Here is a 22,286-nt window from a genome sequence, read left to right on the forward strand (position 1 = left end):
CGTCGGGGGCGGTGGTCAGGAGGCCGTGGTCAGGAGGCGGGCCGTCCCAGACCGTCACGGAAGAGGCGGAGCACGTTGCCGCCGAGGACCCGGGCGACGTCGCCGTCGGCCCAGCCGCGCCGCAGCAGCCCCTCGGTCACCAGCGGAAGCCCGGCGGGACCTTCGAGGCCGGGCAGGAACTGGTCGGTGCGGACGCCTTCGATGACGGGGTGCGCGCAGCAGGGCGGGGTGGTGTCGGCCATGACCTCCTGGACGAAGTCCGGGCCGAGGCCGACGTGGTCGAGGCCCGCGACGTCCGCGAGGTGCTCGATGTGGTCGACGAGCCGGTCCAGGGTGTAGTCGCTCTCGTGGAGGAAGGGGGCGAAGAAGTTCACGCAGATCACGCCGCCGTTCGCGGCGGTGGCCTTCACCTGGTCGTCGGTGAGATTGCGGTGGTGGTCGCGCAGCGCACGCGCGGAGGAGTGCGTGGCGATGACCGGCCGCGATGCCAGCTCCAGTACGTGGTCGACACCGGCCGCACCGAGATGGCTGATGTCGAACATCATGCCGATGCGCTCCATCTCGGCGAGCGCGGCCACGCCCGCCCGGGTCAGCCGGCTCCCGGCCGCGTCCTCGCCGCTGCCGTCGGCGAGCGGCGTACGTCCGAAGTGGGCGAGGGAGGCGATCCGTACACCCAACCGGTAGAGGGTCTCCAGGAGTTCGACGTCATCGGCGACGCCCGGCGCGCTCTCCAGGGCGAGCACGAGCGCGATCCTGCCGTCGTCCAGGGCGGCGTCCACCTCGGCGCCGTCAAGGCAGAGCCGGACCGCGTCGGCGTTGCCGGCGGCGATGCGGTGCGCGGCCTCGATCATGCGCAGCGTCTGGCGCAGCGCCCCCTCGGGCCGGTACGTGTCGTCGATGAACACCGGCAGCACCTGTACGTTCACGCCGCCCGCCAGGAGCTGCGGCAGCCACCGCTCGCGGAAGAACGCGGCCCACTGGCCGACGGGCCTGGCCGTCACCGCGCAGAGCAGGTCGTTGTGAGTGTCGGCGACAACGCTGCGCCGGTGCAGCGCCGCGGCTTCGCTCGGTGCCGTGGTCATGTCAGGGTTCCCTTCGGCTCGGCGGGTTCCCCCGCGAAGTGACAGGCCGCCAGGTGCGGACGCCGCTCGGCGTCCCGCGTGGGGTCGGCGGTGCGGCAGAGGTCGCGGCCGGCCCTGGCGAGAGGGCCGAGCGCGCACCGCGGGTGGTAGCGGCAGCCGGGTGGCGGCCGGTGCGGGTCGCTCGGCTCGGCGTCGGCGGCGCCCGCGGCGCCGATGTCCTCGAACAGAGGAGTGTTCCAGGACGGGGCGGCGCTCAACAGGGCGCGGGTGTAGGGGTGTTGAGGATCGGACAGCACCTGTTCGGCGGGGCCCGCCTCGACGATCCGGCCCAGGTACATCACGGCGATGATGTCGCTGAGATGGCGCACGACGGCGAGGTTGTGCGAGATGAACAGCATGGACAGGCCCAGGCGCTGCCGTACGTCCCGTACGAGATTGAGCACGGCGCCCTGCACCGACACGTCGAGCGCGGAGGTGATCTCGTCGGCGATCACCCCCCGTGGCCTGCCGGCCAACGCACGGGCCAGCGCCACGCGTTGGCGCTGGCCGCCGGAGAGCCTGCCGGGCAGCGCGGTGGCGCGGTCCGGGTCGAGATTGACCAGTTCCAGGAGCCGCGCGACCTCGGCCCGCTTCTCCTTCGCCCGCTCACCGCGCGGCATCGCCTCGCCGATCGAGGCGCCGATGCTCATGCGGGGGTCCAGCGAGGAGTACGGGTCCTGGAACACCATCTGCAGCGGGCGGTGCCCCGTCAGGCGCCGCACGTCGGTGCCGTCGAGCACCACCCTTCCCGCGCTGATGGGCGCGAGACCGACGGCGCTGCGGGCGAGCGTCGACTTCCCGGACCCCGACTCGCCCACGAGGCCGACCACTTGGCCGGACGGGACGGTCAGACTGACGCCGTCGACGGCCGTGAGTCCGCCGCGCCGGCCTCCGTACCGCACGCTCACCCGTTCAAAGACCAGCTCGCTCACGCGCCACCTCCGGCGGCCTCGACATCGACAACTGAATCGCTGCCCGCAGCAGGACGGGGCTCGGGCCCGACGCCCTGCGGATGCCAGCAGGCCACGCGGTGCGCGCCCCGGCCGGAGCCCACGTCCGACGGCGCCGGATCCTCGGCCAGGCACCGCTCGTCGGCGAACGTGCAGCGCGCGGCGAACGCACAGCCCGCGCCCACCTCGCCGGGCTCCGGCGGCCGGCCCGGGATGACCGCGAGCGGCGCGTCCCGGTCCGTGTCGAGCGCCGGTACGGCGGCGAGGAGTGCCCGGGTGTAGGGGTGGCGCGCGGCGGTGCGCAGATCGGCGGTGGGCAGGTCCTCCACGATCCGCCCGGCGTACATCACCAGGACCCGGCGGCAGCTCTGCGCCACGACGGTGATGTCATGGCTGATGAGCAACAGCGCGGCGGGTAGGCCCTGTTGGCGTGCCCCGGCTTCGCCCTGCCGCGGTGTCCCGGCTTCACCCTCGTGCCGATCCCTGGCTTCACCCTCGTGCCGAGCCCCGGCTTCGTTCTCCCGCACCCGGGCGAGTAGCCGCAGCACCTGGCGCTGCACGGTGACGTCCAGAGCGGTGGTCGGCTCGTCGGCGATGACCAGGCGCGGCTCGCCCATCAACCCCATCGCGATCATGGCCCGCTGCCGCATGCCGCCGGAGAACTCGTGCGGATACTGGCGTGCCCGGCGCTCGGCCGCGGGCACCCGCACCTCGCGCAGCCGCTCGACGGCCCGCGCGAGCGCCTTGCCGCGGGAGAGCCCCTGATGCTGCTCGGAGACCTCGGCGAGCTGGCGTCCGATCCGCCGGGTCGGGTTGAAGGAGGTCATCGGATCCTGGAAGACCAGCGCGAGCGACGTACCGAGAAGCCCGCGGGCCTCGGCGTCGGACGCCGTCAGGAGCGGCGTACCGAGGAAGTCCAGGCGAGCCGCGGACACCACTCCTGGTGGCTCGATCAGCCGGGAGACGCCGAGCGCGGTCAAGCTCTTCCCGGAGCCGGACTCACCGACCACACCGACGGATTCCCCGGCGCCGACGCTGAAGCTGACGCCCCGCACCGGCGTCACGGGACCCGATGCCCCGGGGAAGGAGACGCGCAGATCCTCCACGACAAGCACGGGATCGCCCGCGGCGGATTGCGTTGCCGCAGCCGCAGCCGCAGCCGCAGCCGCAGCCGCAGCCGCCGTCGCCGCGCCCTTCGCCTTCGAGGAGGAAGGCACCGAGAAGGCTGCCGAAGCGCGCGCCCCCACCACCCCCGCCACGGTCTCCCCGAACAGATTGAACGCGAGCCCGGCGACCACCACCGCGACACCCGGCGCGAGGGCGGCCGTCGGATTGACGTAGATCTGGTTGAGCCCCTCCCCGAGGAGCCGCCCCCAGTCGTACTCCGGGGCCTGCACCCCGATGCCGAGGAACGAGAGCCCGGCGAAGGCGAGCAGCGCCATCCCCGCGCTGATGGTGGCGTTGACCACCAGCGGCTCGCCGATGTTGGGCAGCACGTGCCGCAGAAGGAGACGGATCCGCCCGGCCCCGGCCACCCGCGCCGCCGCCACGAAGTCCCGCCCCGCGATCCCCGCGGCCAGCGTCTGCGTGAGGCGGGCGAACGCGGGCGCCATGGCGAGCCCGATGGCGAGCACCGCGCCCTTGGCCCCGACCCCGAAGATCATGGCGAAGAACAGCGCGAGCAGCAGACCGGGGAAGGCCACGGCGATGTTCACGACGGAGGTCACGAGCCGTCCCGCCCACCGGGGGAGCACGGAAGGCGCCGTCCCCAGGAGCGTGCCGGTCAGCACCCCGATCGCCGTGGCCGTCAGGGCGAGCAGCAGGGAGAGCCGCGTCGCGACGAGGACGCGGGCGAGGATGTCCCGCCCCAGGCTGTCCGTGCCGAGCAAGTGCGCGGCGGTCGGCCCCTGTTGGAGCGCGTCCACGTCCACCGCCGACGCCCGGTCGCCCCACAGGACGGGCGCGAACAGGGCAAGGGCGAGCAGCAGCACGAGCAGCGCGGCGGAACAGGCCCCCACGGGCGTCCGCACGACGGCCAGGGTCTTCGTACCGGCGTTGCGCATGGCTCAGGCCTCCCGGATCGTCGAGCGCGGATCGAGCAGGGCGAGCAACACGTCGACCAGCAGATTCACGGTCAGTACGCCGATCCCGTAGACGAGCACGATGCCCTGCACCACGGGGTAGTCCTTCTGCTGGATCGACTGCACGATCGTCGAGCCGAGGCCCGGCCAGGCGAAGACGTTCTCCACCAGGACCGTCCCGGCCACCAGGCTCGTCAGGACCAGGCCGCCCATGGTCAGCGTCGCGGTGAGCGCGTTGGGCAGCGCGTGCCGTGCGTAGATCCGCCGGGCGGGCAGCCGTTTGGCGCGTGCCGTGCGGATGAAGTCGTCGCCGAGGACGGCCAGCATCTCGACCCGCACGATGCGCGCGAGGACGGCGGCGGGTCCGACGGCCAGCGCGAGCACGGGAAGCACGTACGAAGCGAAGCCCCCGCGCCCGGCCACGGGGAACCACCCCAGGTGGACCGAGAACACGTAGACGAGCCCGACCGCCAGCAGGAATTCGGGTACGGCCGCCAACAGCACGCTGGTGGACGTGAACGCCAGCTCCCCGCCCCTGCGCCGCCCGCCCCGGGTCAGCACGGCCATCACCACACCGACCGGAACCGCCACCACCATGGCGACGGCGAACGCCGCGAGGGCCAGCTGCGCGGTCGCCGGCAGGCGGTCACCGATCTGCTGCGACACCGGCAGGCCGCTCAGGACGGACGTCCCGAAGTCACCGCCGCACACCGAGCGCAGGTAGTGCAAGTACTGGGTGAGGAGACCGTCGTCGAGGCCCAGCGCGTGGCGCCGCGCGTTCACCGTCTCCACCGGCGCCGTCATGCCGAGCGCGGAGCGCACCGGATCCCCGGGCATCAGATGGATCATCGCGAAGGCGGCGGTCACCACCACCCACAGCGACACCACGAACCGCCCGAGCCGCCGCCCGAAGAAGGACAGCCACGGGCTCTCCAGCACTCCCGCCGACGCACCTGGTGGTGCGGGACTGGCAACCACTGTGGACACCGGCAACGACCTCCGTCGGACTCCGCGTCGGAATGACTCCGTGTCGGAACCCAGCGAGTGTCGCGTCAGTCAGGCTGCGGGCGATTCGTTCCCGCGCACAAGAAGAACCGCTCGTCTCGTGCCACAGGACAAGCCGGTCGCGCCCAAGCGGGACGCGTCTTCCGGCAGCGGGGCTAGCGGCCCCGCAGCTGGTGGCGCTTGAACCACGCCACCAGTGCGCCCGCGAGGCCCGTCACCGCGATGAAGCCCATCGCGACCAGGAAGGCCGGGGACGTCGGCGTCGACGCGCGGGCGCCCGCGATGACGTACGCGGCGGTGTTCGGGATCGACCCCAGGCCGGTGGCGAGCAGGAACGGCAGCCATCCCATGCGGGACACCGCCGCGCAGTAGTTGGCGGCCGCGAACGGCACCCCGGGGAACAGCCGCGCCGCCAGCATCGACCGGAAGCCGTGCCTGCTCAGCTGCCCGTCGGCCGCCTGCAGCCAGCGCCCGCGGAGCAGCGGGCGCAGCGCGTCCTGCCCCAGCATCCTGCCGAGCCCGAAGGCGATCCCGGCGCCGAGGACCGTGCCCGCGAGGGCCGCGGTGAGGCCCGCCTGCGAACCGAACAGGGCGCCCGCCGCCAGATTGAGCAGCGGACGCGGCACGAACGCCGTGGTGCACAGGCCGTACGCGACGGCGAACACCGTCACGGCGGCGACGCCGCCCAGCTGCCGCAGTCCTCCGTCGGACAGGAGCCGCTGCGGCTCGAAGAGCAGCACGCACGTCCCGGCCGCCGCGAGCAGCACCACCAGCAGAGACAGCCGCGACCAGGGCGAGAGCAGCGCCCTGGAACAGCGCACGGCGAGGCCCTGCGGACGGGTGGCGGCGGTGTCGAGCATCCGGGGAGACTAACCGACACATGTGTGTGATCGCCGTATGGTGCGTCTCATGAGCGTCACAGTCCCGGGCAGCGACTTGGCGGACACCGTCATGGAGCGGCTCACCGCGACGTACCCCACGGCGGCCGATCCGGAGCGGGCCCGGCAGGCGCGGGCGTACATGAAGGACATCGCCCCCTTCCTCGGACTGCCCTCGCCCCTGCGCCGCGAGCTGGCCCGCACGGTCCTCGCCGGACTCCCGCGCCCGGACGGGACCGACTGCACGGCGATCGCGCTGCGCTGCTGGGAGCTGCCGGAACGCGAGTACGCGTACTTCGCGGTCGACTTTCTGCGCCGCCACGTGAAGCACCTCTCGTCGGGCTTCCTGCCGGTCGCCCGCCATCTCGTCACGACGGTCTCCTGGTGGGACACGGTCGACGCGCTCGCCGCGCACGTCGTCGGCGGTCTGGTCGCCGCCGACCCGAAGCTCGAGGCCGAGATGGACGCCTGGATCGAGGACGAGAACCTGTGGGTGGCTCGCACCGCCCTCCTCCACCAGCTCCGGTACAAGGACGCCACCGACGCCGAACGGCTCTTCGCCTACTGCCTGCGCCAGTCGGGTCACCCCGACTTCTTCATCCGCAAGGCCATCGGCTGGTGTCTGCGCGAGTACGCCAAGACCGATCCGGAAGCGGTACGCGGCTTCGTCGAGCGGGAGCGCGGACGCCTCGCGCCGCTCTCGGCGCGCGAGGCCCTCAAGAACCTCTGACCGCACCGGACTTCACGCTCACCCGGACCGCACGGACGACCCGGCGAAAACCATTCGACGTACCCCTGGCCGTCGGCAATGATCTGCCACATGTTCCGGTACGCCTTTCACGCAGCTTCGCCCGCGGTCGCGGGCGCTGCGGAGGCTGCCGTCCTCCACTTCGCCGCACTTCCTGTCGACGGCGCCCGACGCTGACCCTCCCCGGACACTCCGGCGGACCCCATAGGGGGAGGGTCGGTTCGGCCCCGGGGTCCCCGTCCCGAGCGCGCACGCCAAGACGTGCGCCCAGGACTTCAGCTTCGAGTTCCCCAGAAGGAACCGCCATGTCCAAGACGGCATACATCCGCACCAAGCCCCACCTCAACATCGGCACGATGGGCCACGTCGACCACGGCAAGACCACCCTCACCGCCGCCATCACCAAGGTCCTCAGCGAGCGTGGCACCGGCACGTTCGTGCCCTTCGACCGCATCGACCGCGCCCCCGAGGAGGCGCAGCGCGGTATCACCATCAACATCTCGCACGTCGAGTACGAGACCGACACCCGGCACTACGCCCACGTCGACATGCCGGGCCACGCCGACTACGTCAAGAACATGGTCACCGGCGCCGCGCAGCTGGACGGGGCGATCCTCGTCGTCTCCGCGCTCGACGGGATCATGCCGCAGACCGCCGAGCACGTCCTGCTCGCCCGCCAGGTCGGGGTCGACCACATCGTGGTCGCGCTCAACAAGGCGGACGCGGGCGACGAGGAGCTCACGGACCTCGTCGAGCTGGAGGTGCGCGAGCTGCTCTCCTCGCACGGGTACGGGGGCGACTCCGTCCCCGTCGTGCGGGTCTCGGGGCTGAAGGCGCTTGAGGGCGACCCACGGTGGGCCGCCGCCATCGAGGCGCTGCTTGACGCGGTGGACACCTATGTGCCCATGCCCGAGCGGTACATCGACGCGCCCTTTCTGCTCTCGGTGGAGAACGTCCTCACCATCACCGGGCGCGGGACCGTCGTCACTGGAGCCGTCGAGCGTGGTCAGGTGCGGGTCGGCGACCGGGTGGAGGTGCTCGGAGCGGAGACGGAGACCGTCGTCACCGGGCTCGAGACCTTCGGCAAGCCCATGGAGTCCGCGCAGGCCGGCGACAACGTGGCCCTGCTGCTGCGCGGGGTGCCACGCGACGCCGTACGACGCGGGCACGTCGTCGTGGAGCCGGGGAGCGTCAGTCCCAGCAGCCGCTTCACCGCCCAGGTGTACGTCCTGTCCACCAAGGAGGGCGGACGGTCGACGCCGATCGCGACCGGCTACCGGCCGCAGTTCTACCTCCGCACCGCGGACGTGGTCGGCGACGTCGACCTCGGCGCCGCCGCCGTGGCCCGGCCCGGCGACACGGTCACCATGACGGTCGAGCTCGGCCGCGACATGCCCCTGGAGACGGGGCTCGGCTTCGCGATTCGCGAGGGCGGCCGCACCGTCGGCGCGGGCACGGTGACCGAGGTCGGCTGACGGCCGCGATGCCCGCCGGGCTCGGGGGATCCACCCCCTGGCCTGGCGGGCACAATGGAGCGGTGACTGAGGACGAACACCCGGACGAGGCGATAGCCGTCATCAAGGACGTGGATCACGGCACCGCCAAGCTGATGCCGGACGTGGACCGGCCCCGCGCCTGGCTGCTCACGGTCGACGGGGCGCCTCAGTCGTACGTCGATCTGGACGCGCCCACGCATCTGGAGTTCGAGTACGCGCAGCGGCTCGCCCACGTCATCGACACCGCCGCCGATCCCGGCCAGTCCCTGGACGTCATCCACCTGGGCGGCGGCGCGCTCACCCTGCCCCGCTATGTCGCCGCGACGCGGCCGGGATCGCGCCAGGACGTGGTGGAGGCGGACCGCGGGCTGCTCGAACTGGTCACCGAGCGGCTGCCGTTGCCCGCGGACACCGGGATCACCGTGCACGGCGCGGACGCCCGGCAGTGGCTCGAAGCGGCGGCGCCCGACAGCACCGATGTACTCGTCGCCGATGTCTTCGGCGGCTCGCGGGTTCCGGCCCACCTGACGTCGGTGGCCTACGCGCGCGCCGCTGAGCGTGTCCTGCGCGCGGGCGGCGTCTACGCGGCGAACCTCGCCGACGGGGCACCCTTCGGCTTCCTCCGCTCGCAGCTCGCCACGTTCGCCGAGGTGTTCGGGCAGGTCGCGCTGATCGCCGAGCCGACCGTGCTGCGCGGCCGCCGGTTCGGCAACGCGGTGCTCGTCGCCTCGCACGAAGCGATCGAGGTCGAGGCGCTGGCCCGGCGGGCGGCATCCGACATCTTCCCGGCACGCGTCGAGCACGGGGCGGCACTACGCCTGTTCACCGGTGACGCGAAGCCGGTGCGGGACGAGGACGCGGTGGCGTCACCGGAGCCGCCGGGTGGGGCCTTCAGCGTCGGTTGAGGGGGCGGCCGGGGTCTCTACCGGGGAGTGATCGGGACGGCGGTGGACGCCGTGCGCCTTCGCTGGTGACGCGAAGCCGGTGCGGGACCGAGGACGCGGTGGCGTCACCGGAGCCGCCCGGTGGGGTCTTCAGCGTCGGTTGAGGGGGCGGCCGGGGGCTCGGTCGGGAGAGCGGTCGGCTCAGTGGTCGAGGGAGCAGCGGAGGAAGAGGCTGCCTGGGCGGTCTCCTTGGACGCCGTGCGCCTTCACTGGTGACGCGAAGCCGGTGCGGGACCGAGGACGCGGTGGCGTCACCGGAGCCGCCCGGTGGGGCCTTCAGCGTCGGTCGAGGGGGCGGCCGGGGGCTCTGCCGGGGGAGTGATCGGGACGGCGGCAGGAGAAGCCGCCGGGGGAGTGGCCGAGGGAGAGGGCGCCTTGGCGATCTGCTTCGACGCCGTGCGTCGCGTCAGATTGCGCACGTCCGGGACGAAGAGCACCAGGCCCGTCACCACGACCACCAGCGCCGCGCAGCCCCACAGCGAGGCCGAACGCCCGAAGGCGAGCTCCGCGGGGCCCGCGAGCGCCGTGGCGAGCGGGACCATCGCGATCGAGCCGAACCAGTCGTACGCGGCGACCCGCGACAGTTTCTCCTCGGGGATCTCCTGATGCATCGCCGTCATCCAGGACACGCCGAAGACCTCGATCGCGACGCCGCTGACGAACATCACCGCCGCCAGACCCCACACCGGCAACGGCACCGCGAGCGCCGCCGAGGGCAACGCGAGCGGGAAGACGCAGAGGGTGCCCGCCAGCAGCAGGCGCCGCGGCTTCCACCGCATCATCAGGAACGCGCCGCCGACCGTGCCCGCGCCGAACGCGCCGAGTGCCAGACCCCAGGGCCCCGCGCCGCCCAACTCGTCCCTGGCGACCAGTGGTCCGAAGACGGCTTCGGCCGCGCCGACCACCGCCACCACCACGGAGAACTGCGCGACGATCGCCCACAGCCACGGCCGGCCGATGAACTCCCGCCAGCCCTCCCGCAGATCGGAGAGCAGCCCGCCGCCGGGCTCGCGCTTCGGGATGTGGCTGACGTCGAGGAACGACCGCAGGGCTCCGGCCGCCGCGAACGCCACCGCGTCCACGGCGAGCACCCAGCCCGGCCCGATCGCGGCGACCATCAGACCGCCGAGCGCGGCGCCGCCGAGGCCCGCGCCCTGCATCGCCATGCGGTAGAGGGCGAAGGCGCGGCTCGCCTGTTCGCCGCTGACGGTCGACATCAGCATGCCTTCGGCCGCCGGGCCGAAGAACGCCTGGCCGGTGCCGCCGAGCGCGGTGAGCAGCATCATCGACCACAGCGGGGGCGTGCCGGAGATGACGAGGACGGCGAAGACCGCCTGCGAAAGGCAGTTGAGGGCATTGGCCGCGACCATCACGTGGTGGCGCGGCAGCCGGTCGGCCACGGCGCCGCCGATGAGCAGGAACAGCACGAGCGGCAGCGTGCGTGCCGCCGCCACGAGCCCCACGTCCCCGCCGTCGCCGCCGGAGTCGAGCACGGCGAACGCCGCCGCGATCAGGGCACCGTGGCTGCCCAGGTTGGTCACGATCGCGGCGGCGGTCAGCAGGCTGTAGTTGCGCCCTGCCCAGGCGGGGCGGCGCACGGCGGCGGGTTTGGTCACCAGGGGACTATCCCCGCCGGAACACCGACTTGCCAAACCGTTTCCGCCCGGGGCAGGACCCCGTCAGCGGCGGCTCGGCTCAGCGGCGGCTCGGCTCAGCGGTTGCGCGGCTCAGGACCCCTCGGCGTCGCCGTTCAGCCGCACCGTGCTGAGGATCTTCTTCACCGTGGCGTCCGGGATCTCGTCCTTCACGCCCTTCGCGCCGTACAGCGACCACGCGACGTACTCGCCGTCGCTGTTCTTGAAGGAGAACGTCGTGGCCTTGCCGTCCGAGTCGCACTTGTCGTTCTTGGTGACGCCGGAGGTCGTGGAGGTCGCGACGCTGCCCTTGATGCCCGACGTGGTGGTGTACGACTCCACCTTGCCGATCTTGATCTTCTTCTTGTCGGCCTTCTTCTGGTCCGTGTAGCCGCCGAAGACCCACCACGCGGAGTCGTTGCGCGCGACGTCCTTGGTGTTCTTGGCGCCGTTCTGGCCCTTGGTGCCGACGGCGCCGAGGGCGGTGTCGTCCTTGGTGCCGTCCTTGTCGTCGTCCGATGAGCACCACTTGGACTTGTAGTGCGCGGGCGCGGACATGCCGATGAGCGCGCTGCCGTCACCCTTCTCGCTGTCCTCGAAGCCGATGAAGGTGTCGGGGGTCGCCACCTCCCAGTCGGCCGGGACGTCGAAGGCGGTGCCCCACTTGGGGTTCACGACGACCTGCCAGCCCTCGATCGTCGGCTTCGGGCCCTTGCCCGTGCCGCGCTCGGTGCCGCCGTCGTCGGTGGGGCTCGGCTTCGGTGAGGCGGACTTGGCGGGAGACTTCTTCTTCGGCTTTCCGTCCGCCTCGTCGTCCTTGTCACCACCGAGGACGAGGAAGCCCGTGACACCGGCGGCCACCACGACGGCGAGCGCCGCGACGATTGCGGTGATCTTTGTCTTGTTCCCGTCCCCGCCCTGGCCGCCGCCGCCCGGCTGGGGCGGCATGGGCGGCGGCGTGGGCGCCGCCCACTGCGGCTGCTCCGGCTGCGAGTAGGCACCCGACTGCGGTTGCTGCTGGTATCCCGGCTGCTGATACGGGTTCGGCTGCTGGTACCCCGGCTGCTGGTACGGATTGGGATTCTGGTCCTGCGGGTTCTGCTCGCCCCCGGGCGGCTGCTGTCCTGGCCACATGGGCAGTAACCATAGAGGGGCTTGTGGCCTGATGTCATCGCTGCCCCCGCCGGGGGGCCGGCACATCGGGTCACAAGCCCCGCGGGCGTACGAAACGACTCAGGACTCCGTGGGGTCCCCGTGCAGACGCACCGTATTGAGGATCTTCATGATCGTCGCCTCCGGGATCTCGTCCTTGACGCCCTTCGCGCCGTAGAGGCTCCAGGCGACGTACTCACCCTCGGAGTTCTTGAAGCCGAAGGTGATCGCCTTGCCGTCCGAGTCGCACTTGCCGCTCTGCGGTGTGTTCGTCGAATGGGCGCGCGCGATGCTGCCCTTGATGCCGGTCTTCGTCGTGAAAGGCTCCGCCTTCTTGGGGATGGTGAGGCTCTTCTTGTCCGGCTGCGTGTACCCGCCGTAGACCCACCACGGCACCTGGTTGACCGCGACCTCGTCGGTGCTCTTCGCGCCGTTCGCGCCCTTGGTGCCGACGGCGCCGAGGGCGCTGTCGTCCTTCGTGCCGTCCTTGTCGTCGTCCGATGAGCACCACTTGGACTTGTAGTACGCGGGTGCCGACATGCCGATGAGCGTGCTGCCGTCGCTCTTCTTGGTGTCCTCGAAGCCGATGAAGGTGCCGGGCGTCTGGACCTCCCAGTCGGCCGGGACGTCGAAGGCGGTGCCCCACTTGGGGTTCACCACGACCTGCCAGCCCTTGACCACCGGCTTGGGACCGTTGTCGTTGCCGCGCTCGCTGCCACCGCCGCCCGTGGCCGGGTCCGGCTTCTTGGGCGCGGACTTGGCGGGTGACTTGGACGGCTTGGCGTCCGCCTCGTCGTCCTTGTCGCCGCCGAGCACCAGGAAACCGGTGACACCGGCGGCCACCACGACCGCGGTCGCCGCGACGATGGCGACCAGCTTGGTCCTGTTGCCGCTGTCACCGCCGCCGCTGCCGCCGGGCGGCTGCGGCGTGACGCCCAGGGGCGCGGTCGGCGCGCTCCACTGGCCCTGCTGCTGCCCCGGCCCCTGCTGCTGGTAGGGGTTCGGCTGCTGGTATCCCGGCTGCTGATACGGGTTCGGCTGCTGGTACCCCGGCTGCTGGTACGGGTTGGGATTCTGGTCCTGCGGGTTCTGCTCGCCCCCGGGCGGCTGCTGTCCTGGCCACATGGCGGGAAACGATACGGGGTGTTGGAGCGGACACGTCATGGCCGCCCCGGGGCGTGGGCGGACGGATCGTGCGGTCGCTCAGGACTCGGGCCGTGGCTCGATCTCACGCACCGTACTGAGCATCTTCTTGACGGTCGCGTCCGGGACTTCCCCCTTCACGCCCCGGGCGCCGAAGAACGACCAGGAGACGAGTTTCCCCTGGGAGTCCTTGAAGCCGAAGGAGGTCGCCTTGCCGTCCGTCCGGCACTTGTCCTCGTGCTTGACGCCGGACACCGAGGACGTGGCCACGCTGCCGGTGATGCCGGACCTGGTGGTGTACGACTCCACCGCGCTGGTCCTGATGTTCTTCCGGTCGGGCTGGGAGTACTGGCCGTACACCCACGTCGCCGAGTCCTCCTTGGCGATCTGTTCGGTGCTCTTCGCGCCGCGGTTGCCCTTGCTGCCGGCCTCCGCGAGCGGCGTGTAGTCCTTGACGCCGTCCCGGTCGGGATCGCTCGCGCACCACTGCTGCTTGAGCGCGGCGGGTGCCACCATCCCGATCAGGATGCTGTCCTCGTCGTCGGCCTCCCCGACGGCGTCCACCCAGTCGCGCGCCTTGAGCTCCCACTCGGGGGGTGCGTCGAAGACGATGCCCCGCTCGGCGTTCGTGACCGCCTTCCAGCCCGGAATCGTCGGCTTCGGCCCACCGTCGACACCGCGCGAGTCGGACCCCTCGGACCCCTCGGACCCCTCGGACTCGGCCGGGCCCGGAGAGGCGGACGCGGACCGTGCCGGGTCCGGCTCGGCGCTGTCGTCCTTGTCGCCGCCCAGGACCAGGAACCCGGTGACACCGGCGGCCACCACGACCGCGGCGGCGGCCACGACGGCGATGACCTTGGTCTTGCTGCCGCTGCCGTCGCCGTTTCCTCCACCGCCCTGCGGGGCCTGGGGCGAACCGCCGGGAACAGTGGGCGTGTTCCAGGGCGCCGGCTGCTGGTATCCCGGCTGCTGGTAAGGGTTCGGCTGCTGGTTCGGCCCGCCCCCGGGCTGCTGCTCTCCTGGCCACATGCGCAGCAACGATAGGTGACGGTGATCTACGCCGAGCGGGCTCCTGGCCAAAGAACGCTACTCGTGGGTAACATCCCGGCATGAGCGCTGACCAGATGTCGATAGGCGAGATGCTCGCCGCAACCGTGCCGATGGCCCGGACCCTGAACCTCGAGTTCCGCGAGACCACGCCCGAGAAGGCCGTGGTCGCCCTGCCCGACCAGGCCGACTACCACAACCACGTCGGCGGGCCGCACGCCGGAGCCATGTTCACGCTGGGGGAGTCGGCGAGCGGTGCGATCGTGCTCGCCGCGTTCGGGGACCAGCTCTCGCGGGCCGTGCCGCTCGCCGTGCGCGCCGACATCGCGTACAAGAAGCTCGCCATGGGCCCGGTGACCGCCACCGCGACCCTCGGCCGCCCGGCCGCCGATGTCGTCGCCGAGCTGGACGCGGGGCAGCGCCCCGAGTTCCCCGTGGCGATCGCGATCCAGCGCGAGGACGGCGCCGTGACCGGCGAGATGACGGTCGTGTGGACGCTGCGCCCCAATAACTGAGTCGCGCGCGGGCGTTCGCTTCCGTACGTTCGTTGAACACAGCGGCGTCGCGTCGGCCGGGCCACGGGGGTCCCGACCGGCGCGGCGCCGTTTCTTCTGACCTCGTCCCGCCGTTTCGGGCGGTCTTCGGTTCACCTCATTGACACGAGTCATCAGCCGCCATAGTTTTCCGCCGCCAGTGGGTCGACGTATCTCATCAAGGGGAGTCGCCGCATGAGCCGCACGACGAGAACAGGCCGAAGCAGCACGGGAAGACGCGGAGCGGGCCGGGCGCGGCGCGCCGCATCCGCCTTCGTCGCCATGGCGGCAGCCGCCGCGGCGATGCTCACCCCGCACGCCGCGCAGGCCGCCCCGCAGGAAGGCGCGCCCCGCGCGGGCGGCGGCACGCTCGTCCGCACGGACGCGGGCTGGCTGCGCGGTGAGACCACCGCGGAAGGGCGGCAGTTCCTCGGCATCCCGTACGCGCGCCAGCCCGTCGGCGCCCTGCGCTGGAAGGAACCCAGGCCCGCCGAGCCCTGGCAGGGCGTGCGCGGTGCGACCTCCTTCGGTAACCGGTGTGTGCAGAGCGCGAGTTGGGATCCCGGGTACGAGAACCCCAGTCACACCGAGGACTGCCTCGACCTGAACGTCTACACCCCCGACGGGCAGCACAAGAAGCGTCCCGTCATGGTCTGGCTGCACGGCGGCGGGCTGACCGCGGGCGCGGGCGAGGACATCGTGCCCGACGCCTTCGCCCGGCGCACCGGCACGGTGGTCGTGACCATCAACTACCGCCTCGGCGCGATGGGTTTCCTCGCCGGGAAGAGCCTCGACGGTGAGGCCTCCGACCGCGTCTCGGGCAATTACGGCATGCTCGACCAGCAGGCGGCCCTGCGCTGGGTGCGCGCCAACATCGGCTCGTTCGGCGGAGACCGGCAGCGCGTCACCATCGCGGGCGAGTCCGCAGGCGGCCGCTCCGTCTGCACCCAGCTCGCCTCACCCGGCGCCAAGGGCCTGTTCCGCGCGGGCATCGTGGAGAGCGGCGCCTACGGGGACTGCGCGGCCCGCGAGCGCGAGGAGGCGCTCACGCAGGGCGCGGCCTTCGCGAAGAAGGCGGGCTGCCCGGACCAGGCGACCGCCCTCGCCTGTCTGCGCAAGAAGCCCGCCGCCCAGATCCTCGCGGCGCAGTCCGGGTTCGACTGGGGTCCGGTGGCGGGCGGCGGCTTCCTGCCGGTCCAGCCCGAGGAGGCGTACGAGGACGGCAGTGCCTCGCGTGTGCCCGTCCTGAACGGGGCGAACAGCGACGAAGGGCGGCTCTTCGCCTACGCGCAGTTCGACGGACAGGGCAAGCCGCTCACCGAGGAGCAGTACCCGGGCGCGCTCACCCGGGCGTACGGCGCGGACCTTGGTGCCCAGGTCCTCAAGCGCTATCCGGTGTCCGGGCACGCCTCGCCGACGCACGCGTTCGCGGCCGCCCAGGGCGACATGATGTTCGCCTGCACGGCGCTGCGCATGGACCGCTCCCTCGCGGGGCGCGGCCCCGTCTACGCCTATGAGTTCGCCGACCGCACCTCGCCGCCCTTCGCCTCGATCCGCGAGGCGGGCAAGACGTTCGACTTCGGGGCGACCCACGTCAACGAAGTGCAGTACCTGTTCAAGCACTTCGGGCTCGCGACGCCGCTCAACGCCGAACAGCGGATTCTGGCGCGGCAGATGGTGCAGTACTGGGGCTCCTTCATCCACGGCGGCGCCCCGCGCGCCGACGGTCAGCCCACCGCGCCCGACCAGCGGATCCAGCCCGGCAAGGTGCTCTCGCTGCGCACCGCGTCCGCGGGCGGGAACGAGCTGAGCACCGCTGTGGCCCGTGAGCACCGGTGCGACCTGTGGGACCGCGTGGACCTCAAGGGCTCCGCCCCGGCCGACGCCGGGTGAGCGGGTAGGCTGCCCGGCGTGCGCGATCTTGGGGGGAACGCGCACGCCGGGTACAGGCACACCAGCACAGGAGGAACCGGCGTTGCACGTCCAGGAATGGCTGGAGACCGTACCGGCCGTCAGTATCTACGCGCTGGTCGGCGTGGTCATCGGTCTGGAGAGCCTGGGCATCCCGCTGCCCGGTGAGATCGTCCTCGTCTCGGCGGCGCTGCTCTCCTCGCAGCACGGCGAGCTCAACCCCGTCATCCTGGGGATCTGCGCCACCGCGGGCGCCATCATCGGCGACTCCATCGGGTACGCGATCGGACGCAAGGGCGGCCGGCCACTCCTGGCCTGGCTGGAACGGAAGTTCCCCAAGCACTTCAGCGCCGCGAACGTCGGCAGCGCCGAGCAGTCCTTCCAGAAGTGGGGCATGTGGGCGGTCTTCTTCGGCCGCTTCGTCGCCCTGCTCCGGATCTTCGCGGGGCCGCTGGCCGGCGTCCTTCGCATGCCGTACTGGAAGTTCCTCGTCGCCAACGTCCTGGGCGGCATCGTCTGGGCGGGCGGCACCACGGCCGTCGTCTACTACATCGGTGTGGTCGCCGAGGACTGGCTCAAGCGGTTCTCGTACTTCGGCCTTGCCATCGCCGTGCTGATCGGCGTCGGCTCCATGCTGCTCGTCAAGCGCCGCGCCAAGAAGTCGGCGGAGGCCCGCGACGCGGCACAGGCCGACAGTGATGAGAGGACGGCGGCCGAGCCGGTTGCCGTTCCGGCCGCCGACTGAACGTCACTTGGCGTGGGCGTCCCGGTGGGCCTTGGCGAGCTCGACGTACATCGTGCCGTTGAGCGTGATGCCCGCGCGCTCCTCGTCGGTGAGCGGCCTGCGCACCTTGGCGGGCACGCCCGCGACGAGTGAGCCGGGCGGCACGACCATCCCCTGGGGCACCAGCGCCTGCGCGGCCACCAGTGAACCGGCGCCGATCACCGCGCCGTTGAGGACCGTCGCGCCCATGCCGATCAGGCAGTCGTCCTCGACCGTGCAGCCGTGCAGGACGGCGTTGTGGCCGACCGAGACGCGCTCGCCGATGGTCATCGGGAAGCCCAGGTCGACATGGAGGCTGCAGTTGTCCTGGATGTTGCTGTCGGCGCCCACGACGATGGGCCCGCCGTCCGCGCGGAGAACCGCCCCGTACCAGGCGCTCGCCCCGGCGTGCAGCGTCACCTCGCCGATGACGACCGAGGTGGGCGCGGTGAAGGCGTCCTGATCGATCTTCGGGTCCTTGCCGCCGATCCCGGTGATGAGTGCCTCGTGGCCCATCGGATTTCTCCATTCGTACGTGTCTCGCGCCTGGCGGAACCGTACGGGACGGCGGCGGGCGCGACGCCGTGTGGGGTGAAGATCACAGGGGCCCGGGCTCACCGGGGAGCGCGGGGCTGAGTAACGTGAGCGCGTGCCGAAGAACAGGAACACGTTCTCATCCGCGGTCGCCGACTGGCGGCGCCGCGCGACCCAGCGCGCCGTCCACGCGGGCTGGGCGTGGGTGCAGCGCACGGGCGCCGTCACCGCGCAGCGGCCGGGGCGGCTGCGGTTCGGCGCCATCGGCCAGGACACGAAGCTCGCCTTCCCGCAGGGGACCGTCTTCGGTGAGCCCTGGATCCGCATCGGGGACCACTGCATCATCGGCGAGCAGGTCACCCTCACCGCCGGGATGATGCCCGACCTGGACCTCGGCCCCGACCCGATCCTGCGCATCGGCAACGGCGTCGTGCTCGGCCGCGGCAGCCATGTCATCGCCGACACGGCGGTGACGATCGGCGACGACTGCTACTTCGGGCCCACGGTGTACGTGACGTCCACGAACCACTCGTACGACGATCCGCACACGCCCATCGGCAAGCAGTGGCCGCGCATGGAGCCGGTCGAGATCGGCCCCGGCTGCTGGATCGGCACGAACGCGGTGATCCTGCCGGGCGCGAGGATCGGTCGCAACGTGGTGGTCGCCGCGGGCGCCGTCGTGCGGGGCTCCGTGCCCGACCACGCCGTGGTGGCCGGTGCGCCCGCCCGTGTCGTGCGCACCTGGGACGCGGAGGCGGGGTGGCAGCCGCCGTTGCGGACGCCTGCGCCTGTTCCCATTCCTGATGGCATCACGCCGGAACAGTTGCTTGCCCTGGGGGAGTTGGAGGGGTAGGGGCCTGGCTCAGCTGGCCAGCAGTACGGTGCCCACCAGGGCCAGGCCCGCGCCCGCCGCCTGGATCCCGCGCAGCCGTTCCTTCAGCACCGCGCGTGCCGCGATGGCGGTGATGACCGGGTAGGTCGAGGAGAGCACCGCGGCCAGGGTGACCGGGCCGTTCTGGGCGGCCATCGAGTACGTGCCGTTGGCCGCGACGTCCGCCAGGCCGACGAAGGCGAGCGCCGGGAGCGCCACCCAGATCACGCCCATGCCCGTGCCCTCGGGGAGCGCGGCGCCGCCCCGCTTCACGGAGACGAACAGCGCGGCCCCGCCCGCGGCCACGTTCGTCACACGCTGCACGAACAGGGCGAGGAACAGGCCGGTGAGGTTGCTCGACGCCTCGGAGATCAGGGCGAGGACCGCGCCGAAGCCGAAGGCCGCGAGCAGGGTGAGCAGGACCGCCTGGCGCTGCACGGGGGCGCCGCGCAGCTCGGGGCCGCCCGCGAGCACGATGCCCACGATGGCGACGGTGAGCCCGGCGAACTGCGGGACTCCCGGCCGCTCGCCCAGGAAGAGGCCCACCGCCACCGGTACGACGACGCCCACGGAGGCGAGCGGCGAGACGACGCTCATCGGGCCGATGGCCAGGGCCTTGTAGAAGGCCAGCATCGCCACCGGGCCGAGGAGTCCCGCGGCCACCGCGAACCACAGCTGCGGCCCCCACTCCGTCCAGCCTCCCGTGGCGACCACGATCACGCCGAGGACGGTCACGGCGATGGTCTGCGAGGCGACGACCACGGTGAGTGCGGGGATGCGCCGGGTCAGCAGTCCGCCACCGAAGTCGGCGAGCCCGTACATCAGGCTGGTGGCCAGCGCGAACAGTGCTGTCATCGGAGATCCTCGCAGTACAGTGTGGTGAACCCTTAAGTGCACCACACCGTAGTTCAGCATCCTGAACTCTGTCATCCAATATATTGGACGGAATGTGTCGGACCTCGACCAGCTCACTCAGTCGCTCGCGCGCAACCTCAAGCGCTGGCGCTCGGAACGCGGCTTCACGCTCGACGCGCTCGCGGCCCGCGCGGGCGTCAGCCGCGGCATGATCATCCAGATCGAGCAGGCCAGGACCAACCCCAGCGTCGGCATCACCGTGAAGCTCGCCGACGCCCTGGGCGTCAGCATCACCACGCTCCTCGACTACGAGCAGGGCTCGCACGTCCGGCTCGTGCCGCCGGAGCAGGCGGTGCGGATGTGGTCCACGGAGGCGGGCAGCAGCACGACGCTCCTCGTCGGGGCCGAGGCGCGCGGGCCCTTCGAGCTGTGGGCGTGGAAGCTGGTGCCCGGCGAGGGCAGCGACTCCGACGCGCACCCGCCGGGGACCATCGAGCTGCTGCACGTCACGGCGGGCGAACTGACGCTCCTCGTGGACGGCGTGGAGCATCTCGTGCCCGCCGGGTCGTCCGCGACCTTCGAGGCGAACGTCCCGCACGGCTATCACAACAAGGGCGCCGAGCCGGTCGAGCTGACCATGTCGGTGTCCGTTCCGCCCGCGCACGCCTCGTCGTACTGAGCCGCACCGGCTGAGCGGCACCGGCTGAGCCGTGACGGCCGATGCCGCCCGCGCGGTGAGACGCCAAGGCCCGTGGCCAAGACGCCTGTTAGCGTGCCGCCATGCGTGCACCCATGGGAGATTTCGACGACGTCCGCCCCGCGCCCGAGGCCCTCGACCTCCTGGTCGGGCCCGTCGCCGACGCCGTGCGCGGCTGGAGCGGGAGCGTCGCCGCCGAGCAGGTCCTCCATGTCGACACCGACCCGCAGTGGGCCGACACCGCCACCTTCGTGGAGCACTACGGCCAGGACATCCTGGAGCGGTCCGCGAACTGCGTCGTCGTCGCGGGCAAGCGCGGCGGCGAGTCCTCGCTCGCCGCGTGCCTGGTCCTCTCCACGACCCGCGTCGATGTGAACGGCGTCGTGCGCCGCCAACTCGGCGCCCGCAAGGCCTCGTTCGCTCCGATGGACACGGCGACCGGCGAGACGGGCATGGAGTACGGCGGCATCACCCCGATCGGCCTGCCCGCCGGCTGGCCGCTGCTCGTGGACGCCGCCGTCGTCGACCTGCCGTACGTCCTGATCGGCAGCGGCCGCCGCCGCGGCAAGCTCATCGTGCCGGGCAAGGCGTTCGCCGAGCTGCCGGGCGCCGTGGTGCTCGAAGGGCTCGGCGTCGCCTGAGGGGGCGCGGGCGGGCGGGGCTCATGCGCAGACGCCCTTCGCGCGCAGCCGAGCGATGTCGTCCGGGCCGCGCCCCAGCTCCCCGAGGATCCGCTCGGTGTGCTCGCCCGCGGCCGGCACGGGATCCATGCGCGGCTCCACGCCGCTCAGGTTTGCGGGCGGCACCAGGGCCTGCACCGGGGACGAGCTGCCCGGGATCGAGACCTCCCGCCAGCGGTCGCGTTCGCCGAGCGCGGGGTGGTCGAGGAACTCGGCGACCGAATTGACGCCCGCGTTGGCGATGTTGGCCCGGTCGAGCAGCTCCATCGCCTCCTGGCTGCCGAGCGCGGCGAAGCGCGCGGAGATGATCGCGTCCAGTTCGTCGCGGTGCGCGACGCGGTCGGACCCGGTGGCGAACCGCGGGTCGGCGGTCAGCTCGGGCCGCCCGATGACCTGCTCGCACAGAGCGGCCCACTCGCGCTCGTTCTGCACGGACAGCAGGACGTCCTTGCCGTCGGACGCGGTGAACGGGCCGTAGGGCGCGACCGTCGCGTGCCGTGCGCCGACGCGCGGCGGCTGCGTGCCGCCGTAGCGCGTGTAGTACGCGGGCTGGCTCATCCACTCGCCGAGCGCGTCGAACAGGGAGACCTCGACCGCCGGTGCGCGCCCGGTGGTCGCCCGGGTGAGGAGCGAGGTGAGGATGCCGGTGTAGGCGTACATCCCGCCCGCGATGTCCGCGACCGAGATGCCCGCCCGCACCGCCTCGTCCGGCGTGCCGGTCAGCGAGAGCAGCCCGGTCTGGCACTGCACGAGCAGGTCGTACGCCTTGCGGTCCGCCCAGGAGCCGCTGGTGCCGTACCCGCTGACGGTGCAGGGGATCAACGACGGGTAGCGGGCCTGGAGTTCGTCCGCGCCCAGGCCCAGGCGGTCGGCCGCACCGGGGGCGAGGTTCTGCACGAACACGTCGGCGCCCGCGAGGAGTTCGTGCAGGATCTCCACGCCCTCATCGGACTTGAGGTCCAGGGTGAGGGACTCCTTGGAGCGGTTGAGCCAGACGAAGTAGCTGGCCTGGCCGTGCACCGTGGTGTCGTAGCGGCGGGCGAAGTCGCCGCCGCCGGGGCGCTCGACCTTGATCACGCGGGCGCCGAGGTCGGCCAGCTGACGGGTGGCGAAGGGAGCGGCGACGGCCTGCTCAAGACTGACGACGGTGATGCCCTCCAGAGGGAGCGGACCGGCCGGTTCGTGGTGTGTCGTCGCCATGACTGCCTCTCGTTCGCGGGTGCTGCCTGCCTGATTCTGTACG

Annotated in this window: 21 protein-coding genes; 9 read left to right on the forward strand and 12 right to left on the reverse strand. The window is 72.0% G+C overall.

Annotation, left to right across the window (positions count from 1 at the left end; translation table 11 throughout):
• Nucleotides 1–29 precede the first annotated feature (29 nt).
• The 5 genes from AC07AG_RS37655 to AC07AG_RS37675 all read right to left on the reverse strand — a co-directional run bounded on the left by AC07AG_RS37655 (nucleotide 30) and on the right by AC07AG_RS37675 (nucleotide 6,017).
• Nucleotides 30–1,082 (reverse strand): dipeptidase, encoded by a 1,053-nt coding sequence (locus AC07AG_RS37655; RefSeq protein WP_478761128.1) that lies wholly within the window; start codon nucleotides 1,080–1,082, stop codon nucleotides 30–32.
• Nucleotides 1,079–2,053: an ABC transporter ATP-binding protein gene (locus AC07AG_RS37660; protein WP_478761129.1), complete on the reverse strand. Its 975-nt coding sequence runs from the start codon at nucleotides 2,051–2,053 to the stop codon at nucleotides 1,079–1,081. The genes AC07AG_RS37655 and AC07AG_RS37660 overlap by 4 nt, the downstream gene beginning before the upstream one ends.
• Complete coding sequence (locus tag AC07AG_RS37665) at nucleotides 2,050–4,134, reverse strand: dipeptide/oligopeptide/nickel ABC transporter permease/ATP-binding protein (RefSeq protein ID WP_478761131.1); 2,085 nt, start codon at nucleotides 4,132–4,134, stop codon at nucleotides 2,050–2,052. Before AC07AG_RS37665 ends, AC07AG_RS37660 begins: the two co-directional genes overlap by 4 nt.
• Nucleotides 4,135–4,137: 3 nt before the next feature.
• Entirely contained in the window at nucleotides 4,138–5,139 is a 1,002-nt protein-coding gene (locus AC07AG_RS37670; RefSeq protein WP_478761132.1) for an ABC transporter permease, read from the reverse strand.
• A 173-nt stretch (nucleotides 5,140–5,312) separates the two neighbouring features.
• Nucleotides 5,313–6,017, reverse strand: coding sequence for a TVP38/TMEM64 family protein (locus AC07AG_RS37675; protein WP_478761134.1), 705 nt, complete (start codon nucleotides 6,015–6,017; stop codon nucleotides 5,313–5,315).
• A 49-nt stretch (nucleotides 6,018–6,066) separates the two neighbouring features.
• Here AC07AG_RS37675 and AC07AG_RS37680 point away from each other — a divergent pair, with 49 nt between their 5' ends.
• From AC07AG_RS37680 to AC07AG_RS37690, 3 genes are all read left to right on the forward strand, one after another.
• Entirely contained in the window at nucleotides 6,067–6,765 is a 699-nt protein-coding gene (locus tag AC07AG_RS37680; protein WP_478761136.1) for a DNA alkylation repair protein, read from the forward strand.
• A gap of 323 nt (nucleotides 6,766–7,088) precedes the next feature.
• The gene (gene tuf / locus AC07AG_RS37685) at nucleotides 7,089–8,258 is read left to right on the forward strand and encodes an elongation factor Tu (protein WP_478761138.1); all 1,170 of its coding nucleotides are present in this window, start codon (nucleotides 7,089–7,091) and stop codon (nucleotides 8,256–8,258) included.
• Between the two features lie 134 nt (nucleotides 8,259–8,392).
• Nucleotides 8,393–9,184 (forward strand): spermidine synthase, encoded by a 792-nt coding sequence (locus AC07AG_RS37690; RefSeq protein WP_478761468.1) that lies wholly within the window; start codon nucleotides 8,393–8,395, stop codon nucleotides 9,182–9,184.
• A gap of 290 nt (nucleotides 9,185–9,474) precedes the next feature.
• On the opposite strand, the gene AC07AG_RS37695 is transcribed toward AC07AG_RS37690, so the two are convergent.
• From AC07AG_RS37695 to AC07AG_RS37710, 4 genes are all read right to left on the reverse strand, one after another.
• Nucleotides 9,475–10,839 (reverse strand): MFS transporter, encoded by a 1,365-nt coding sequence (locus AC07AG_RS37695; protein ID WP_478761140.1) that lies wholly within the window; start codon nucleotides 10,837–10,839, stop codon nucleotides 9,475–9,477.
• Nucleotides 10,840–10,950: 111 nt separating this feature from the next.
• Nucleotides 10,951–11,991 (reverse strand): DUF8017 domain-containing protein, encoded by a 1,041-nt coding sequence (locus AC07AG_RS37700; RefSeq protein ID WP_478761142.1) that lies wholly within the window; start codon nucleotides 11,989–11,991, stop codon nucleotides 10,951–10,953.
• 99 nt (nucleotides 11,992–12,090) lie between these two features.
• A complete protein-coding gene (locus AC07AG_RS37705; RefSeq protein ID WP_478761143.1) occupies nucleotides 12,091–13,134 on the reverse strand; it encodes a DUF8017 domain-containing protein in 1,044 nt (347 codons plus the stop codon).
• A 78-nt stretch (nucleotides 13,135–13,212) separates the two neighbouring features.
• On the reverse strand, nucleotides 13,213–14,181 hold the full coding sequence (locus AC07AG_RS37710; protein WP_478761145.1) for a DUF8017 domain-containing protein: 969 nt from the start codon (nucleotides 14,179–14,181) through the stop codon (nucleotides 13,213–13,215).
• An 80-nt stretch (nucleotides 14,182–14,261) separates the two neighbouring features.
• Between AC07AG_RS37710 and AC07AG_RS37715 the strand changes: the two genes are divergently transcribed.
• The 3 genes from AC07AG_RS37715 to AC07AG_RS37725 all read left to right on the forward strand — a co-directional run bounded on the left by AC07AG_RS37715 (nucleotide 14,262) and on the right by AC07AG_RS37725 (nucleotide 17,388).
• Nucleotides 14,262–14,714, forward strand: a complete 453-nt coding sequence (locus AC07AG_RS37715) for a DUF4442 domain-containing protein (protein ID WP_478761147.1) — start codon at nucleotides 14,262–14,264, stop codon at nucleotides 14,712–14,714.
• A gap of 213 nt (nucleotides 14,715–14,927) precedes the next feature.
• On the forward strand, nucleotides 14,928–16,625 hold the full coding sequence (locus AC07AG_RS37720; RefSeq protein ID WP_478761149.1) for a carboxylesterase/lipase family protein: 1,698 nt from the start codon (nucleotides 14,928–14,930) through the stop codon (nucleotides 16,623–16,625).
• A gap of 82 nt (nucleotides 16,626–16,707) precedes the next feature.
• Nucleotides 16,708–17,388: a DedA family protein gene (locus AC07AG_RS37725; RefSeq protein WP_478761151.1), complete on the forward strand. Its 681-nt coding sequence runs from the start codon at nucleotides 16,708–16,710 to the stop codon at nucleotides 17,386–17,388.
• 3 nt (nucleotides 17,389–17,391) lie between these two features.
• Here the strand turns inward: AC07AG_RS37725 and AC07AG_RS37730 are convergent, their stop codons facing one another.
• Nucleotides 17,392–17,922: a gamma carbonic anhydrase family protein gene (locus AC07AG_RS37730; RefSeq protein WP_478761152.1), complete on the reverse strand. Its 531-nt coding sequence runs from the start codon at nucleotides 17,920–17,922 to the stop codon at nucleotides 17,392–17,394.
• Nucleotides 17,923–18,055: 133 nt separating this feature from the next.
• On the opposite strand from AC07AG_RS37730, the gene AC07AG_RS37735 reads away from it, so the two are divergent.
• Nucleotides 18,056–18,793: an acyltransferase gene (locus AC07AG_RS37735; protein ID WP_478761154.1), complete on the forward strand. Its 738-nt coding sequence runs from the start codon at nucleotides 18,056–18,058 to the stop codon at nucleotides 18,791–18,793.
• A 9-nt stretch (nucleotides 18,794–18,802) separates the two neighbouring features.
• On the opposite strand, the gene AC07AG_RS37740 is transcribed toward AC07AG_RS37735, so the two are convergent.
• Nucleotides 18,803–19,666, reverse strand: coding sequence for an EamA family transporter (locus AC07AG_RS37740; RefSeq protein ID WP_478761156.1), 864 nt, complete (start codon nucleotides 19,664–19,666; stop codon nucleotides 18,803–18,805).
• 94 nt (nucleotides 19,667–19,760) lie between these two features.
• Between AC07AG_RS37740 and AC07AG_RS37745 the strand changes: the two genes are divergently transcribed.
• Nucleotides 19,761–20,345 carry a helix-turn-helix domain-containing protein gene (locus tag AC07AG_RS37745; RefSeq protein ID WP_478761158.1) on the forward strand — a complete coding sequence of 195 codons (585 nt, stop codon included), beginning with the start codon at nucleotides 19,761–19,763 and terminating at the stop codon, nucleotides 20,343–20,345.
• 101 nt (nucleotides 20,346–20,446) lie between these two features.
• Nucleotides 20,447–21,004, forward strand: coding sequence for a YbaK/EbsC family protein (locus AC07AG_RS37750; protein WP_478761159.1), 558 nt, complete (start codon nucleotides 20,447–20,449; stop codon nucleotides 21,002–21,004).
• Between the two features lie 21 nt (nucleotides 21,005–21,025).
• Here AC07AG_RS37750 and AC07AG_RS37755 read toward each other — a convergent pair whose 3' ends face one another.
• The gene (locus AC07AG_RS37755) at nucleotides 21,026–22,243 is read right to left on the reverse strand and encodes a CaiB/BaiF CoA transferase family protein (protein WP_478761161.1); all 1,218 of its coding nucleotides are present in this window, start codon (nucleotides 22,241–22,243) and stop codon (nucleotides 21,026–21,028) included.
• Nucleotides 22,244–22,286: the final 43 nt, after the last annotated feature.

It is taken from the genome of Streptomyces sp. NPDC044044 (assembly GCF_056434405.1).